The sequence below is a fragment of the Aquamicrobium zhengzhouense genome, from assembly GCF_016124105.1.
Classification (GTDB): domain Bacteria; phylum Pseudomonadota; class Alphaproteobacteria; order Rhizobiales; family Rhizobiaceae; genus Aerobium; species Aerobium zhengzhouense.
The window spans coordinates 280,134-294,041 of the sequence record NZ_JADGMQ010000003.1 but is presented as its reverse complement, the minus strand read 5'-3'; the positions used below and the strand labels follow the sequence as shown (position 1 = coordinate 294,041).

The following is a 13,908-nucleotide window of genomic DNA, read 5'->3' as shown; positions in this document are numbered from 1 at the left end:
TAGGGAGGACGCCGGCACCCGGCGTCATCTGCCATCCTCTGGCTTATGCGCTGACCTCAAACTCGGTCATCATGCCGGTCTCGAGATGCGGCATGTGGTGGCAATGCAGCATCCAGCGCGCGGCCTCGCCGGCGTCGAGCGCGACATCGACCATCGACATAGGCGGCACATAGACCGTGTCCCGCCGCGCGCCGCGGACCGCACGGCCGTTCAGCGCGACGACCTGGAACACATGCCCGTGCAGATGCATCGGGTGGCCCATCATCGACATGTTGTGGAAGGACAGCACGACCCGCTCGTCGCTGCGCGCGGCTATCGGGCGATGCTGGCCCCAGACGGCTCCGTCGATCGTCCAGACATAGGGCTGCATCGAGCCGCCCAGCATCACCATATGGCTGCGGTCCACCGGCCGATCCGGCAGCGCCTCCGCCGCGAGCAGACGCGACTCCTGCGCCAGATCGGTGTCGAAGGCGGGGGCTTCCGCTTCAGCCACGGCATCGATGCGCCGGATTTCGGCGCCCTGCGTGGCAAGGATCAGGCCGGTGCGCTCACGCGCGCCTTCCCGTAGCGCGAGGATCGGCCAAGCGCCGCCCTCGTTCGGCAGGTCAATCTCCAGATCGAGCCGCTGGCCCATGGCCAGGCCGAAGCGCGTGCCAAGAACCGGTTGAACCGCATGTCCGTCCACCGCGACAAGCCGCGCCTGCACCTCGCCGGTCTCGATCCAGAACACTGTCGCCGCGGCGGCGTTGATCACCCGCAGGCGGACGCGCCCGCCGCGCTCGACCTGCACCACCTGGGGGTCCGACAGCGTGCGATCATTGGCAAGATAGGCGTCCCAGTCGTAGTCATTGAGGTCCATCGCCATGCCGTCCATGGCACCCATCGCCATCATGCCGCCCATGGCACCGTGATCCATGCCTTCCATCGGCATGTTCCCCATGGCGCCATGATCCATACCCGCCATGCCGCCCATGTCCGTGCCGTGGCCGCCTCCATGGCCGTCGAGGATCTCGGCCATCACTTCCTCGGGTGCCTTGAACGAGAAGTCATGCAGGAACAGCACTACTTCCTGCCGGTCGGCGCTGATATCCTCGGCGCTGCGCACGATCAGCGGTGCTGCCAGAAGCCGCATCTCGTGCAGCGGCACATGCGCATGCATCCAGTAGGTGCCGGGCAGCGGCGCAAAGTCATAAGCGCGCGTCTCGCCGGGTGCGAGCATAGGCAAGGGTATGTCGGGCACGCCATCCTGTGCGTTGGGCGGGATCTGGCCGTGCCAGTGGATCAGCGTTTCAACATCGAGATCGTTGCGCAGATCCACCCGGAACCGCGCGCCGGGGTCGAGCGTCAAGCCCTGTCCGGCCGGGCCGGCAAGGCCCCAAACGGTGGCGGCGCGACCGTCGATGTCCAGCACCCGGCTGGCGGCGTGCAAGGGCAGCGGGGCGATGCCCTGCGCTGACGCGATTCGGGGCAGATGCGCAGAGGCCAGCATGGCTGCGCCAGCGGCAAGAAAGCCGCGTCGTGAAATGGTATTCATGGTCGTCTCCTCGGGACAATCAGTCCCGTTCTTCAAAGCCGATGGGGCGCCGCAGGCAGCAGCCCGGGCACGTGATCAGAGGAGACGGAGCTTGGGAGGTCGTTCGTTCAGTCCAGGTGCCCGACTGGCGACATTTTCAGCAGCCGGCAGGTCATGGCTGACAGGCGCGTAATTGCTGCCAGACCCTTCGCTTGGCGAGGCCAGGAAGACCGATACACCTGCGCAAAGCAGCTCACAGTTTGCGACATCACCTGATCCACAGTGCCGTTCACCGCCGCAGGGTCCTACATGGTCGGAATCAACCTGCATCGTCTTGCTAACATGCACGGCGTGATCCGGCTCCGCGCTCAGGCGCCCCGCGTGCCCAGCCGTCACCGTCGTCATGACGGCGATCGCGAGTACGGCGAGCATAGTGGTAAGACGAGCGAACATGCAGGAAAGATAGACATTGCTCAGCGGAATGTCCATTGCTTTGAGCTGCTCTCCGGTCTTAGGAAGGTTTCTGGCCGGTCGAGCTGCCAGTCATCTGCTAGTCGGTCTCGCCGCGCTAAAATTGACCTCGCGAGTGCTGTGCGGCGAGACAGCGACATGGATTCGTCTCCTGTAGGCCGCACATACACTCTTTGCGATCGTTAGGACCGCCGCAGCATCAAGCTCCAGCGGTCCGAATCCTACTACTGGCCTGTATGCTCATCGACCCAGGCAGTCATCTCTTCGATTTCCGGGCCTTGAGCGTCGATGATCCTCTGAGCGATCGCTTTCGACTCTTCGTCATCACCGTATTGCAGCTCGACTTCGGCCATGGCGATGGCACCCGCGTGATGGGCGATCATCCCGCAATGAAAAGCGAGATCGGGATCCTTGATGGTATGAGTGGCCATCATCGGGCCATTCATCTCCATCATGGCCTGCATGGAGGCTTGCTGCGCCTCATCCATGTTCTCCATGCCTCCCATCATGCTCGACATGTCCATCCCTTGCATCATTCCGGACGTTCCGGACTGCTGGATCGCATCTTGGCAGCCCTGCGGAAGTATCGACAGGTCGGTCATACCGTGCTGGTTATGCTGCATTCCTGCCCCGCCCTCTTGGGCGAAAGCCGCAGGGGTGGCGAGCAGAACAGTGCAGACGACGGCATATTTAAACTTACGCATGAAAGTGTTCCTTTGATGTGACTGGTTTTGCGGCGATCAAGCTGCCATCTTCCGACAACTGTCCGCGCACTGGCGGCAGGCATCAACGCATTCCTGCATATCGCCTGTCTGCTCGCAGCTCTGGGCGCATTCTTCACAGATGTCGGCGCAAACTGCGCAGGTGCGTTTGTGAAGGTCGGTGCCCATCAGCATAAAGTTAGCTGCGGTCTGACAGATTTCCGCACAAGCGATCATTATTCGGAAGTGGCGTGGCTCGACGTGACGCCCGCCTGCCTCCAAGCAATGGTTCATGGCTGTGCTTAGGCAAACACTATGGCAGCGCAGGCATTCGTCGATGCAGCTCTGCATTTCAGGGGACATCTCGTGGTGCATTTGGTTTCTCCATCTATGGAAAGGCGTAGGGACTGAGGACTGCGCGGGTGACGCCAGTCACAGCAGGGACGCAAAACAAGATAGGCCGCGTCCATAGACCGTCATCCATCCAAAGCGGCGTGAGAGACGTCAGCATCACAGCTGTCATGCGCTCTCGACGGAGAACGATCAAATCAGTTGGATGTTCTCGGGGGGCGGCGCGGCCCCTCCGGAGAAAGACCGGTGAGCCAGCAGGCGAGAACCAGTGACTTCTGATCGCCACGCGGGCTTTGCAAACGAGGAACCTGATCCGGCACGAGCGCAGCCATGCAAGCTTTTCCGCAGCAGGCGGAACTATTATGCTGATCCACGCCCGACTGCGGGTCGGCAACACTTGAGGATTCGTCGTGGGCGACGGAATCGGAAAGCCAATTCGTCGCGTCCGACGATGATTCAGTGTGACAGGGCTGAGCAGCGTCGAGCGCATGAACGTGCAACCCCAAAGTCTCTGCCATCGCGCCATGCGCCATGAACATGACGGTTGCCAGAAGCGCCAGAGCGCTCACAAGCTTTTGCCAAAAGGATTCAGATTTGCTCTTTGTGGCCTGCCGTCGCATAACGCCGGAACGCATCAGCCGACTAAGGGTTCCACTGCATGAGGTATCGCAATGACTTGCTTTGAATTAGACAGTCTGGACGGTTCCAAACAGCTTACAGAGCAGGCTGAGTGACCAACGCAAGAGTTGTGATCGGCCTCGGCATCACAGCCGGCGCGATCATTATCGGCAGTTGGACCTTCGTTGACCTTCGGACTAATGGCGAAGACGCGGCAACAATCGCAGCCGGTCGCACTATCTATGGAGATCACTGCGCGGCCTGCCACGGCGTGCAACTCGAGGGGCAGCCTGACTGGAAAACGCCTCTACCGTCCGGGCGACTGCCGGCTCCCCCGCATGATGCCAGCGGCCACACTTGGCATCATGCCGATGAGATGCTGTTCCGCATCGTCAAAGAGGGCACAGCCGCCGTCGTCGGGGGAAACTACGAGAGCGACATGCCTGGTTTTGGCGATACCCTGGGCGATGCCGAGATCCGGGCGGTCCTCGCCTTTATCAAGAGTACCTGGCCGGAACGAGAGCGCGGATTTCAGGAGGAGGTTTCCCGACGCCGCTGAATTTCGCAGTCAACCGCCTCCGAATCGTGATCCGCTCGTACGCGAGTGGTTATTGACCTGCGAAGTCGGCATTCCTAGTCCCATTCTGGGGTCTCACTGAACACATGATGTCTTAATGAGGCCGCTGACATTTTTTCGGAGGCACAGGGAGCTCACCGATAGCCAGATAGGCTTGAGACAACGGCTTATCCGAAGCTGCGGCGCCGAGTCCTCGCGCATCAATCAGTTCAAGGGCTTGCAGTAGCTTCTCGGCAACTTCCATGTCGCCGTCCGAACATGCTCGTTTGAACAGGTGCAGGATTTCGCCGGCAAGGGTCATGCCTATTGCTCCCTAGCGCCGTGGTCGCTTCGTTTCGCCTGCGCCGACACGACGGGCCTTGTGTGCTCGAACCTGTTCCCTGTCGTGCCAGAACGATGGCGGGTGCGCGTGGGGCTGGTCTCAGGGCCATCAGCCGCCGACAGCTCGTCGATGATCGGGCAGTCCGGCCGGGCATTGCCCCGGCAGTTCTCGGCCAGATGCTTGAGCGTCATGCTCATCTCCCTGAGTTCGCGCGCCTTCCGTTCAAGTTCCTCGACATGTTGGAGCGCAACACGCTTGACGTCCGCACTCGCCCGGCTCCGGTCACGCCACAAAGCAAGTAGCTCGCTCATCTGCTCGACCGAGAAGCCGAGATCGCGCGCGCGCCTTATGAAGCGCAGCGTATGCACATCCTTGTCGGAGTAATCGCGATAACCGCTATCCGTTCGCGATGCTTCTGGGATCAATCCGATCGACTCGTAGTAGCGGATCATCTTGGCCGAGACGCCCGATGCTGCCGCTGCTTTTCCGATATTCATCCCCAGTTCCTTTCATCCGCTCATATAAGCGCTTTTTCGGGCGTAAAAAACACGTCCGCATGTATGTCCTCAGCGCGCAATCCCAACTCGCGAAGCATGATGCTGGAGGCATCGATCATGGCAGGCGGTCCGGCCATATAGGCCCTCCAGCCATCGAGATTCTGACGTCGCTCACGATCGCATCCGTTACTAGGCCGGTTCGGAAGTGTTCGGATCGGCTGACCTTGGAAAGGACGAGTGAACGTGAGGTTGCCGTAAGTGCTCGCTAGAAGATTGAAATGTTCGATGAGATAGAGATCACGTTCCGTCCGCGCCCCGAAATAAAGATGGATCGGCCGCCGCAGGCCGCTTGTCAGTGCCGTTTCGACAATCGACTTGATCGGCGCCAGTCCCGATCCGCCGGCAACTGACAGAATCGGTCCCGTATGCTGTTCGCGCAGAAACGAGCTGCCGAGAGGTCCGCGAACCGTAACCTCGTCGCCGACCTTGAGCGACCTGGCGATGTGTTCGCTCGTCGCTCCACCGGGCACATGTCTTATGTGGAATTCGAGTTGGGCTCGACCCGGCCGGTTCGCCATCGAATAGTCGCGCGCCGGAACGCCGTCGAACGTCACCTGCGCATACTGGCCCGCCTTGAACGTGACGGTCTCTCCCGTTTCGATCTCCAGCCTGATTTGCCGGATGTCGTGGGTTGCGTCATCGATCGCGACGACCCGCGTCCGAAAGGTGCGGACGGGAAGATCAAGCTGTTCCTCGTCCTCGTCGAGCCATGCGACCGCGCAGTCCGTAAGCGGCTGCGCGCGGCATGCGAGGATCAATCCCTGAGCCCGCTCATCGTCCGTCAGGGAAAAGCGCGTATGCGGCAGAAGGCCGACCTCGCCGCTGAGCAGTCGGGACTTGCAGGAGCCGCAGCGACCCGAACGGCATCCATGAGGGTATGCGAACCCTTCTTCCAGCGCGCTCTCCAGAATGGTTCGGCCGTCCGGCACGTCGATAGTGCGCGCCGCCTGCCGGATTTCGATTCGTCTTGCCATGACAATCTCCCCTCAGGCGATGTTCGATGACAGAGCCTCCGCAAGGCGGGGTTCTGGTCGGCGAAGGTTCCGTAGAAGACCTGTTCATTGACGATGGTGATCGGGGCAACGCGCACGCCGGTCCGCGCTTTCGCCTCTTCGGCGATCTGCGGATCTGACAGGTCCCGTTCTTCGAACGGCACACCCTGATCTGCAAGCCACCGCTTAACGGCATGGCAATCGGGGCAGGTTGGCGTTGTATAAAGCAGCACCGACGGAGTTCCTGAATTGGTCATCGCTTCATCCCTTTCGCAGATGTGGCGAGCCTGCCGAAGCAAGCTCGTCTGTTCTTATTCCGCGGGTGCAAGTTCCGGCTGACGGTGCCGGACGGCACCGCTTTCAGCCTGTGCCGGGGCGCGGAAGGTCTTGAGCCTCAGCGCATTGCCGAGCACGAAGACGCTCGACAAGGCCATCGCGCCGGCGGCGAAGACGGGCGACAGCAGGATGCCGTAAGCCGGATAGAGCAGGCCAGCGGCAACGGGGATCAGAGCCGTGTTGTAGGCAAAGGCCCAAAACAGGTTCTGCCGGATGTTGCCGATCGTCGCCTTGGACAACGCGATCGCGTTCGGCACGCCTTGCAGGCTGCCCGACATCAGCACCACGTCGGCAGCCTCGATGGCAATGTCCGTGCCGGTGCCGATGGCAAGGCCCACATCCGCCTCGGCCAGCGCCGGCGCGTCATTGATGCCGTCACCGACGAAGGCGACCTTGCCATGCTCGGCCTTGAGGCGACGGATCGAGTCGACTTTGCCGTCCGGCAGCACTTCCGCCACCACCTCGTCGATGCCCAGCCGCGCGGCAATGGCCTTGGCCGTGCGCTTGTTGTCGCCAGTGATCATCGCGATCTTTAGGCCAAGATCGTGCAGCGCCTTGATGGCGGCCGGCGTCGTCTCCTTGATGGGATCAGCCACAGCGATGATCGCCGCGAGCTTGCCGTCGATCGCCGCATAGAGCGGAGACTTACCTTCATCGCCGAGGCGTTCGGCGACCTTGGAGAACGCCGCCACGTCGTGACCGAGTTCGCTCATGTAGCGGTCAGCGCCTATCTCGACCCGCTTGCCACCGGCCGCAGCCTTCACGCCGAAACCTGTCACCGATTCGAAGTCCGACACGTCCGGCAGTGAGATGTTCTCCGCGGCGGCCGCGTCCACGATCGCGCGGGCGATCGGGTGTTCGGACTTGGCCTCGACGGCCGCGACCAGAGCCAACACATCTGCGCGCTCAAATCCGGCGGCCAGTTCCAGATCGGTGAGAGCCGGTTTGCCTTCCGTCAACGTGCCCGTCTTGTCGACTGCGACGACCTTGGCGTCTTTCAGCAATTGCAGCGCTTCGCCCTTGCGGAAGAGCACGCCCAGCTCGGCACCGCGGCCCGTGCCGACCATGATCGAGGTCGGCGTAGCCAGGCCCATGGCGCAAGGGCAGGCGATGATCAGAACCGCGACGGCGTTGACCAGCGCGAAAGTGAGCGCGGGCGACGGCCCGAACCAGAGCCAGGCCGCAAAGGTTAGGGCTGCGACGGCGAAGACGGCCGGCACGAAATACATCGTGACTTTGTCGACCAGCGCCTGGATCGGCAGCTTGGAGCCCTGCGCGTCCTCGACCATGCGGATGATCTGCGACAGAACGGTGTTGCCGCCGACTGCTATTGCTCGAATGGCAAAGGCGCCCTTCTGGTTCACCGTTCCGGCCACGACCTCGCTGCCGTTTCCCTTGGAAACCGGGATCGGCTCACCGGTGATCATCGATTCGTCGACATAGCTCTCGCCTTCGATGACCTTGCCATCCACCGGGATGCGATCGCCGGGCCGAACCTCGACGATGTCTCCGGCCAGAACGGAATCGATCGGCAGTTCAACCGTCTTGCCGTCCCTGCGCACGCGCGCCATCTTGGCCTGAAGGCCGACAAGACGCTTGATCGCCTCGGACGTGCGCCCCTTGGCACGCGCCTCCAGCAGACGGCCGAGCAGGATCAGCGTCACGATGACGGCTGCGGCCTCGAAATAAACGTTCACCGTTCCGGCAGGCAGGAAGCCGGGTGCGAAGGTCGCGACCAGCGAATAACCGTAAGCCGCGAGTGTGCCGACAGCGACCAGGGAGTTCATGTCGGGGGCGAGCCGCCACAGTGCCGGAAGCCCCTTATCATAAAAGCGGATACCCGGAACGAACAGGACGATGGTCGTTAGCAGGAACTGGATGTACCAGTTCATCTGCATGCCGATGGTCGAAGCGATCAGGTCATGCATGCCGGGGATGACGTGCGAGCCCATCTCCAGGATGAAGACAGGCACGGTCAGCAGCACAGCAATCGTGAAATCGCGGGTCAGTTCACGGCGCTCAGCTTCCTTCTTCTCGGCACGATCATCCGTTTCGGACTGGCTGCCCCGGGCGTCTGCTGCGATCACCTTGGCGTCGTATCCGGCGTTCTCTATTGCCGCCACCAAGGCTGCCACATCGGCACTGCCCTTGATCGTGGCCCTTTCGGTCGCGAGGTTGACGACGGCATTGGTGACGCCGGGCACGGCCTTGAGCGCCTTTTCAACGCGACCCACGCAGGATGCGCAGGTCATCCCCTCGACCGCCAGCTCAAGCGAGGCCGCCACAGGCGCGGAGAAGCTTGCCGCAACCTCATAGCCCACATCCTCCACAGCCTTGACGAGCGTGGAGGCATCGACAGGGACCTTCGTGGTGATGCTCGCCTTTTCTGTCGCCAGGTTGACGACGGCATCGGCGACGCCGGGCACGGCCTTGAGGGCCCTTTCAACGCGACCGACGCAGGAAGCGCAGGTCATTCCCTCGATGGGGAGCGAGATCGTCCCGGACAGGTCTGTTGCTTGAACGGGGGCATTCATAGCCGCCTCCTTTCTTGTCCCGAAATTCCAGTTCGGGCAGAAGATGGGGCTTCCAACCATGGGAAGGTCAAGAGGTAGCGAAGAGAAAAATCGCTATTGACCTTACCATGGTTGGAAGCCCCACATTCGCCGGCGTGAGACAGAAACAAGGAGAATTATCATGGAACTCAGAATCGAGAACATGACCTGCGGCGGCTGCGCGAAATCCGTCACCAAGGCGATCCAGTCCGTCGACCCCAGCGCCAGGGTGGAAACGAATCCGGAGGCACGCGCGGTCAAGGTCGAGACGACGGCTACCGCGGAGGCTCTTCAGGAGGTTCTGGAAGAAGCCGGCTATCCTGCAACCGTAAACTGATAAGGAGCTACGTCATGAACAAGCTCACCCCGATCTTCATTGCCGGCGCGTTCGTCATTGCCGGGGGGCTCGCCTACGCGCAGTCCCAGATGGACGAGCAAGGACAAGGAGCGACCATGAATCACGGTGAGCATGCCGGACACGGCACCAGCACGCCTTCGGACAACCCTGTGATTCGGGCCTATCAGGAAGTTAACGACAAGATGCACGCCGATATGGCCATCGAGTTTACGGGCGATGCGGACGAGGATTTCATGCGCGGTATGATCCCGCATCACCAGGGCGCCATCGACATGGCCCGTGTCGTTCTCGAACACGGATCGGACCCCGAGGTGCGAGCGCTCGCTGAGGAGGTCATCTCCGCTCAAGAGGCAGAGATCGCGCAGATGCAGGAATGGCTGGCCAAGCGTGGTCAATGATAAGGAAAAGGGCGGATCAATTCCGCCCTTTTCCTTTGCCGGTCATCAGCACGATGACGGTTGCCACCGCGAAGGCGACAAGCGCCCCGTCGGTGCGCCTTCGATCAAGGCAAACGGCTCGCATGGACGCCGAACCACGTCCGGAACCCCGTTTCGACGATGGTGACGTGTCCGCTGCCTCGATGAGGGACAGTAGCGTATCGGCCAGATTCCTGACCGCAAGCAGCCCGACCCGAAGCTCGCCAACAGCGGCGATCAGATTCTCGGCTCTGATCTTCATGGATTGATCTCCTTTGCTGTCTAGCAAAGATGATCCTTCCCACCGTTGGAAGGTCAACCCCCGTTATTATCGCGACAACGGCCCAAAGCAGATGGGAAGTCGCCGACGAGATTATTCAATTGCAGGGAACCCAGGATGGCTTCCGGGTGTTAAATATACCCATATGGGGTATTTTACGACGATGTGCCACAAGGACAGCAAAGCCCTCCGCGCGAGGCTCAATCGTATCGAAGGTCAGGTGCGCGGCATCGGCCAGATGCTGGCTGATGACCGCTACTGCATCGATATCCTCTACCAGATCCACGCCATCAAGGCGGCGTTGTCCAAAGTCGAGACCGAAATTCTCAAGACGCATGCTGCCTGTTGTGTCGAGGACGCGATCGCGGCGGGCGATGCGGACGCGCAACGCCAGAAATTCAGCGAACTGGTCGAGGTGTTCGCAAAAGCAAAACTCTGAAATCGAAGGACTGACGACATGGCCACTTCCACCCAGAAACACGCCGAACTGCACAGGATGGTGACGGCGGAGCACACCTGCCCCTATGGTCTCAAATCGCTCGATCTCCTGAAGCGCGAGGGCTATGTGGTCGAGGATCACGAGTTGACTTTGCGCGCCGAGATCGACGCTTTCAAGGAAAAGCACAGAGTCGAGACCACGCCGCAAACCTTCATCGGCGGCAAGCGCATCGGCGGCTACGACGATCTTCTCGCCTTCTTCGGCAAGGAGGTGAAGGACAAGGACGCCACGACCTATACGCCGGTGATCGCGCTGTTCGCGATGGCGGCGTTGATGGCGCTGGCGGCGAGTTGGGCGGCATTCGGCAGCCTCGCGACGGTCGAGGCGGCTGAATGGTTCATCGCCATTGCCATGTGTCTGCTCGCCCTGCAAAAGCTCAAGGACGTGGAGGGCTTCGCCACCATGTTCCTGAACTACGACCTTCTCGCCCAGCGCTGGGTGCGCTATTCCTACCTCTATCCATTCGGCGAAGCGCTGGCGGGCGTCCTGATGATGGCCGGCGCCCTGATGTGGCTGTCGGTCCCAGTCGCCCTCTTCATCGGCACCGTCGGAGCCGTATCGGTCTTCAAGGCGGTCTATATCGACAAGCGTGAACTCAAATGCGCCTGCGTCGGCGGCGACAGCAACGTGCCGCTCGGCTTCGTGTCTCTGACCGAAAACCTGATGATGGTCGGCATGGCGATCTGGATGCTACTCAAGCCTATGGGCATCGGCCTCGGACATTAAGCGCAAACCAAGGAGGCACGAGATGACCCAATCTTCCCATTCCGGCAAGCACGAACAAGCCGACCACGGCGCAGGACGTCCCTACCTGATGTTCTGGATCAATATGGCGCTTGGCCTGATCGTCATGTACGTCGTGATGTTCTCGATGATCGACGGTTTGCACGACTTCCATAATAATCTCAATATGTTCTACATGGCGGTGACAATGTGGGCGCCAATGGGAATCTTCATGCTGGCGACGATGCCCGGTATGTTTCCTCGACGGGCTTTGAACGTTGCCCTCTATGCCGCGTTCATCGTCCTGACGGTGGCCTCATTTGCAGCGACGCGAACCCAAATCCTGATCGATGACAAGCAGTTTATCGATTCGATGATCCCGCACCACTCGGGCGCGATCCTCATGTGCAGGGAAGCGGACCTGCGCGATGCGGAACTACTTACTCTCTGCGAAGAAATCGTCGCAGCCCAGCGCAGCGAGATTGAGCAGATGGAGACAATTAAGGCTCGCCTCGATCAAAAGCCCTGAATCTGCGACCTCGCTGTAAAACGCGTCAAGCACGGGCAAACGGACGCGCAATGGATCGCCCCATAAATGGGCGTAGATGCCGCTTAGTGAACCAAGGCTCGAATAACGCATGACGGGCCATTGACAGACCGATTCATACAGCCGAATAAAAAGCAAAAAAATTCCTAAGCCGTGCTGAAATTACGGCGTTCCACCTCAGGATCGAAACGTGAGAATTGCGACGAAAGTGCGCCTCTTCTATCCAGGCTCAGAATTCAAAGCGGAGTGCCAATTGATTTTGTTCGTTTCGGGTGAGGGAAGGCGAAGAAAGTAGATATATTACCCTGCGGTGGTCGATAATGCCCAAGTATTCTAGACTTCAGATAGTAATCCATTGGGTCGTTGTCGCCATGATCATTATCCAATGGTCTACTGCCGACGCGATCCCGAGGACCCATAACCCACTTCTCCCGGCCAAGGAATGGGACCTTTTCCTGCATATGGTTCATAACTACTGCGGTATTGGCATCGGCGCGCTAGTGCTCCTGCGCATGGCACTTCGACTCCGGCAACGGCCTCAGATCAACCACTTTAGGGACCTTGCCGCAGCGACCATTCACTGGGGCCTTTACGGGAGCCTCGCAGCCCAAGCGGCAACCGGCGTAATCGTGACCTATTTCTGGGCACCGGCCGCATGGAGTCACAAAGCGCTCTGGTACGTGACACTTGTACTTGTCGGTCTTCACCTCACCGCAGCCTTGTGGCATGGCATCAGGCGCGATGGCGTGCTCAGCAGAATGTCGCCGAGCTTACGGATCGGTCGAAAATGAGACGTCATTCGGCCGATCCGAGAAGCTTTGGATGCCGACTTCGACCAAGATAAGCCCTGCGTGACAATCAGCGTTGCGTGATGCGGCTCATGGTCCTCGCCATTGCAAGGTTGGGCTCAGCAGGAGACTACATGGCAGACTTAGCGGCAAGTCGGATGGATGTGCCCCGACCGGCGGCTTCTCCGTAGGCCAGTTCGGCGCGAAACCTTTTTGCGAAGAAATCATCGCGGCCCCGCGCAGCGAGATCAAGCAGATGGAGACAATTAAGGCTCGCCTTGATCAAAGGTCCTAATATCTCCCGCCTTGCTCAATAGCGCGTCAAGAATGGAGTGAGCGAAGACCAGCAGATTTCCGGATAACGAGACATCGTTCGACAGGTCTCCTGGTCTTTCAGTGCCTTCTCCGACTGGCAGGTTCAATGAGGATTGCATGACGACATCATGACGATGGTCGCAGCTTCGTCTCAGTCTCAGGGAATACCTGCCGTGCCAGACCTGCGGCGGCTATTCGAGGTTTTGAATGCCGCTCATGAGGGCCTCTCTTGAGATCTCGCCCATATGTAACGATTGCAGCGTCCCGTCGCTCTTGAGGAATAACGTAGCCGGCAGGCCCGGCACCTCGTAATGACGACCGAACTCACCAAGCCCGTCGAGCACGACGTGCTCAAGCTCAAGATTCTCGGCTGTCAGATAGCGCTGAATGATCTCCTGGCCTTCACCTTGGTTGACGAAGACAAGTTTGGTATTGTCCGTGTTTGCGGCCACGTCCGCCATCATCGGCATTTCGCGGCGGCAGGGCGGGCACCATGTTGCCCACAGGTTGATGACCACAGGTTGGCCTTCGAGGTCGGCCGGGTTGAACTGTTCACCGGCCACCGTGCGGTAGATGCCTCCGGTTGGCAGCGGGGTCGCCGGCGCGCCGGCGGTAAGCTGTAGCACGAAAAAGGCGACATAGGCCGCAGCCGCGCTCGGCAGGGCGGTCCATAGTATGAGCCGTAATTCCCGCCGGAAGCGAAAGACCGTGTAGGCAAACGCCAATGCGACGCCGGCTTCGATCATGAAGCCACCCTGCCAGATGTAGAATGCGCGCAGCGGCTCGGCGAGGAAACTGCTCGCGTGCTGGACGACGTGCCCGACGCGCGCGCCTACCACGAAGGTGACGGTCACGCCCCAGGCCCAGGATGAAAAGCGCTGATCGACCTTGCGGGCGAGGATCTCGCTCAGCAGGAGAAAGGCGGCGATGGCGAGGATCGCGGCGAAGCGGTCGGGCGCGAAGACAAAGGGACCGATCGCGACTGCATTCAT

The 13,908-nt window shown here is 60.5% G+C and carries 19 protein-coding genes and 1 pseudogene; 8 read left to right on the top strand and 12 right to left on the bottom strand.

Annotated elements, in window-relative coordinates; translation table 11 throughout:
- Positions 1 to 43 precede the first annotated feature (43 nt).
- The 5 genes from IOD40_RS07550 to IOD40_RS07535 all read right to left on the bottom strand — a co-directional run bounded on the left by IOD40_RS07550 (position 44) and on the right by IOD40_RS07535 (position 3,605).
- Entirely contained in the window at positions 44 to 1,534 is a 1,491-nt protein-coding gene (locus tag IOD40_RS07550; RefSeq protein ID WP_198475913.1) for a multicopper oxidase family protein, read from the bottom strand.
- A gap of 75 nt (positions 1,535 to 1,609) precedes the next feature.
- Complete coding sequence (locus IOD40_RS07545; protein WP_210336821.1) at positions 1,610 to 1,966, bottom strand: hypothetical protein; 357 nt, start codon at positions 1,964 to 1,966, stop codon at positions 1,610 to 1,612.
- Between the two features lie 242 nt (positions 1,967 to 2,208).
- Complete coding sequence (gene copM, locus IOD40_RS07540; protein ID WP_233713888.1) at positions 2,209 to 2,688, bottom strand: CopM family metallochaperone; 480 nt, start codon at positions 2,686 to 2,688, stop codon at positions 2,209 to 2,211.
- 36 nt (positions 2,689 to 2,724) lie between these two features.
- On the bottom strand, positions 2,725 to 3,060 hold the full coding sequence (locus IOD40_RS20025) for a four-helix bundle copper-binding protein (protein ID WP_233713887.1): 336 nt from the start codon (positions 3,058 to 3,060) through the stop codon (positions 2,725 to 2,727).
- A 173-nt stretch (positions 3,061 to 3,233) separates the two neighbouring features.
- Positions 3,234 to 3,605 carry a hypothetical protein gene (locus IOD40_RS07535; RefSeq protein ID WP_198475911.1) on the bottom strand — a complete coding sequence of 124 codons (372 nt, stop codon included), beginning with the start codon at positions 3,603 to 3,605 and terminating at the stop codon, positions 3,234 to 3,236.
- Positions 3,606 to 3,766: 161 nt separating this feature from the next.
- Here IOD40_RS07535 and IOD40_RS07530 point away from each other — a divergent pair, with 161 nt between their 5' ends.
- Positions 3,767 to 4,213, top strand: a complete 447-nt coding sequence (locus IOD40_RS07530) for a c-type cytochrome (protein ID WP_198475910.1) — start codon at positions 3,767 to 3,769, stop codon at positions 4,211 to 4,213.
- A gap of 112 nt (positions 4,214 to 4,325) precedes the next feature.
- On the opposite strand, the gene IOD40_RS07525 is transcribed toward IOD40_RS07530, so the two are convergent.
- The 3 genes from IOD40_RS07525 to IOD40_RS07515 are packed head-to-tail and all read right to left on the bottom strand — an operon-like array spanning position 4,326 to position 6,084.
- The gene (locus IOD40_RS07525; RefSeq protein ID WP_198475909.1) at positions 4,326 to 4,532 is read right to left on the bottom strand and encodes a hypothetical protein; all 207 of its coding nucleotides are present in this window, start codon (positions 4,530 to 4,532) and stop codon (positions 4,326 to 4,328) included.
- Between the two features lie 2 nt (positions 4,533 to 4,534).
- The gene (gene cueR, locus IOD40_RS07520; RefSeq protein WP_198475908.1) at positions 4,535 to 5,050 is read right to left on the bottom strand and encodes a Cu(I)-responsive transcriptional regulator; all 516 of its coding nucleotides are present in this window, start codon (positions 5,048 to 5,050) and stop codon (positions 4,535 to 4,537) included.
- A 20-nt stretch (positions 5,051 to 5,070) separates the two neighbouring features.
- Positions 5,071 to 6,084: a 2Fe-2S iron-sulfur cluster-binding protein gene (locus IOD40_RS07515; RefSeq protein WP_233713886.1), complete on the bottom strand. Its 1,014-nt coding sequence runs from the start codon at positions 6,082 to 6,084 to the stop codon at positions 5,071 to 5,073.
- Positions 6,085 to 6,110: 26 nt separating this feature from the next.
- On the opposite strand from IOD40_RS07515, the gene IOD40_RS20405 reads away from it, so the two are divergent.
- Complete coding sequence (locus IOD40_RS20405) at positions 6,111 to 6,242, top strand: hypothetical protein (protein WP_456061952.1); 132 nt, start codon at positions 6,111 to 6,113, stop codon at positions 6,240 to 6,242.
- Here the strand turns inward: IOD40_RS20405 and IOD40_RS20400 are convergent.
- Positions 6,222 to 6,359 (bottom strand): annotated as a pseudogene (locus IOD40_RS20400) (glutaredoxin family protein); the annotation flags it as partial. The gene IOD40_RS20405 and the pseudogene IOD40_RS20400 overlap by 21 nt on opposite strands.
- A gap of 54 nt (positions 6,360 to 6,413) precedes the next feature.
- Positions 6,414 to 8,972, bottom strand: coding sequence for a heavy metal translocating P-type ATPase (locus IOD40_RS07505; protein ID WP_198475907.1), 2,559 nt, complete (start codon positions 8,970 to 8,972; stop codon positions 6,414 to 6,416).
- A 160-nt stretch (positions 8,973 to 9,132) separates the two neighbouring features.
- Between IOD40_RS07505 and IOD40_RS07500 the strand changes: the two genes are divergently transcribed.
- On the top strand, positions 9,133 to 9,327 hold the full coding sequence (locus IOD40_RS07500; RefSeq protein ID WP_198475906.1) for a heavy-metal-associated domain-containing protein: 195 nt from the start codon (positions 9,133 to 9,135) through the stop codon (positions 9,325 to 9,327).
- A 14-nt stretch (positions 9,328 to 9,341) separates the two neighbouring features.
- Positions 9,342 to 9,746 (top strand): CopM family metallochaperone, encoded by a 405-nt coding sequence (gene copM, locus IOD40_RS07495; RefSeq protein WP_198475904.1) that lies wholly within the window; start codon positions 9,342 to 9,344, stop codon positions 9,744 to 9,746.
- Between the two features lie 16 nt (positions 9,747 to 9,762).
- Here copM (IOD40_RS07495) and IOD40_RS07490 read toward each other — a convergent pair whose 3' ends face one another.
- Positions 9,763 to 10,026 (bottom strand): hypothetical protein, encoded by a 264-nt coding sequence (locus tag IOD40_RS07490; protein WP_198475902.1) that lies wholly within the window; start codon positions 10,024 to 10,026, stop codon positions 9,763 to 9,765.
- A gap of 163 nt (positions 10,027 to 10,189) precedes the next feature.
- Between IOD40_RS07490 and IOD40_RS07485 the strand changes: the two genes are divergently transcribed.
- The 4 genes from IOD40_RS07485 to IOD40_RS07470 all read left to right on the top strand — a co-directional run bounded on the left by IOD40_RS07485 (position 10,190) and on the right by IOD40_RS07470 (position 12,604).
- Positions 10,190 to 10,483, top strand: a complete 294-nt coding sequence (locus IOD40_RS07485) for a metal-sensitive transcriptional regulator (protein ID WP_407649103.1) — start codon at positions 10,190 to 10,192, stop codon at positions 10,481 to 10,483.
- Between the two features lie 18 nt (positions 10,484 to 10,501).
- Positions 10,502 to 11,269, top strand: a complete 768-nt coding sequence (locus IOD40_RS07480) for a glutaredoxin family protein (protein WP_198475898.1) — start codon at positions 10,502 to 10,504, stop codon at positions 11,267 to 11,269.
- A 22-nt stretch (positions 11,270 to 11,291) separates the two neighbouring features.
- Positions 11,292 to 11,795 carry a DUF305 domain-containing protein gene (locus tag IOD40_RS07475; RefSeq protein ID WP_198475896.1) on the top strand — a complete coding sequence of 168 codons (504 nt, stop codon included), beginning with the start codon at positions 11,292 to 11,294 and terminating at the stop codon, positions 11,793 to 11,795.
- A gap of 338 nt (positions 11,796 to 12,133) precedes the next feature.
- A complete protein-coding gene (locus tag IOD40_RS07470; protein WP_198475894.1) occupies positions 12,134 to 12,604 on the top strand; it encodes a cytochrome b in 471 nt (156 codons plus the stop codon).
- A 503-nt stretch (positions 12,605 to 13,107) separates the two neighbouring features.
- On the opposite strand, the gene IOD40_RS07465 is transcribed toward IOD40_RS07470, so the two are convergent.
- Positions 13,108 to 13,908, bottom strand: coding sequence for a TlpA family protein disulfide reductase (locus IOD40_RS07465; RefSeq protein WP_198475892.1), 801 nt, complete (start codon positions 13,906 to 13,908; stop codon positions 13,108 to 13,110).

What these genes read in the sequence shown, in the direction of transcription:
- IOD40_RS07550 (WP_198475913.1), bottom strand. Translation starts at nt 1,534, where the DNA reads ATGAATACCATTTCACGACGCGGCTTTCTTGCCGCTGGCGCAGCCATG.
- IOD40_RS07545 (WP_210336821.1), bottom strand. Translation starts at nt 1,966, where the DNA reads ATGTTCGCTCGTCTTACCACTATGCTCGCCGTACTCGCGATCGCCGTC.
- copM (WP_233713888.1), bottom strand. Translation starts at nt 2,688, where the DNA reads ATGCGTAAGTTTAAATATGCCGTCGTCTGCACTGTTCTGCTCGCCACC.
- IOD40_RS20025 (WP_233713887.1), bottom strand. Translation starts at nt 3,060, where the DNA reads ATGCACCACGAGATGTCCCCTGAAATGCAGAGCTGCATCGACGAATGC.
- IOD40_RS07525 (WP_198475909.1), bottom strand. Translation starts at nt 4,532, where the DNA reads ATGACCCTTGCCGGCGAAATCCTGCACCTGTTCAAACGAGCATGTTCG.
- cueR (WP_198475908.1), bottom strand. Translation starts at nt 5,050, where the DNA reads ATGAATATCGGAAAAGCAGCGGCAGCATCGGGCGTCTCGGCCAAGATG.
- IOD40_RS07515 (WP_233713886.1), bottom strand. Translation starts at nt 6,084, where the DNA reads ATGGCAAGACGAATCGAAATCCGGCAGGCGGCGCGCACTATCGACGTG.
- IOD40_RS20405 (WP_456061952.1), top strand. Translation starts at nt 6,111, where the DNA reads ATGACAGAGCCTCCGCAAGGCGGGGTTCTGGTCGGCGAAGGTTCCGTA.
- IOD40_RS07505 (WP_198475907.1), bottom strand. Translation starts at nt 8,972, where the DNA reads ATGAATGCCCCCGTTCAAGCAACAGACCTGTCCGGGACGATCTCGCTC.
- IOD40_RS07500 (WP_198475906.1), top strand. Translation starts at nt 9,133, where the DNA reads ATGGAACTCAGAATCGAGAACATGACCTGCGGCGGCTGCGCGAAATCC.
- copM (WP_198475904.1), top strand. Translation starts at nt 9,342, where the DNA reads ATGAACAAGCTCACCCCGATCTTCATTGCCGGCGCGTTCGTCATTGCC.
- IOD40_RS07490 (WP_198475902.1), bottom strand. Translation starts at nt 10,026, where the DNA reads ATGAAGATCAGAGCCGAGAATCTGATCGCCGCTGTTGGCGAGCTTCGG.
- IOD40_RS07485 (WP_407649103.1), top strand. Translation starts at nt 10,190, where the DNA reads ATGGGGTATTTTACGACGATGTGCCACAAGGACAGCAAAGCCCTCCGC.
- IOD40_RS07480 (WP_198475898.1), top strand. Translation starts at nt 10,502, where the DNA reads ATGGCCACTTCCACCCAGAAACACGCCGAACTGCACAGGATGGTGACG.
- IOD40_RS07475 (WP_198475896.1), top strand. Translation starts at nt 11,292, where the DNA reads ATGACCCAATCTTCCCATTCCGGCAAGCACGAACAAGCCGACCACGGC.
- IOD40_RS07470 (WP_198475894.1), top strand. Translation starts at nt 12,134, where the DNA reads ATGCCCAAGTATTCTAGACTTCAGATAGTAATCCATTGGGTCGTTGTC.
- IOD40_RS07465 (WP_198475892.1), bottom strand. Translation starts at nt 13,908, where the DNA reads ATGAATGCAGTCGCGATCGGTCCCTTTGTCTTCGCGCCCGACCGCTTC.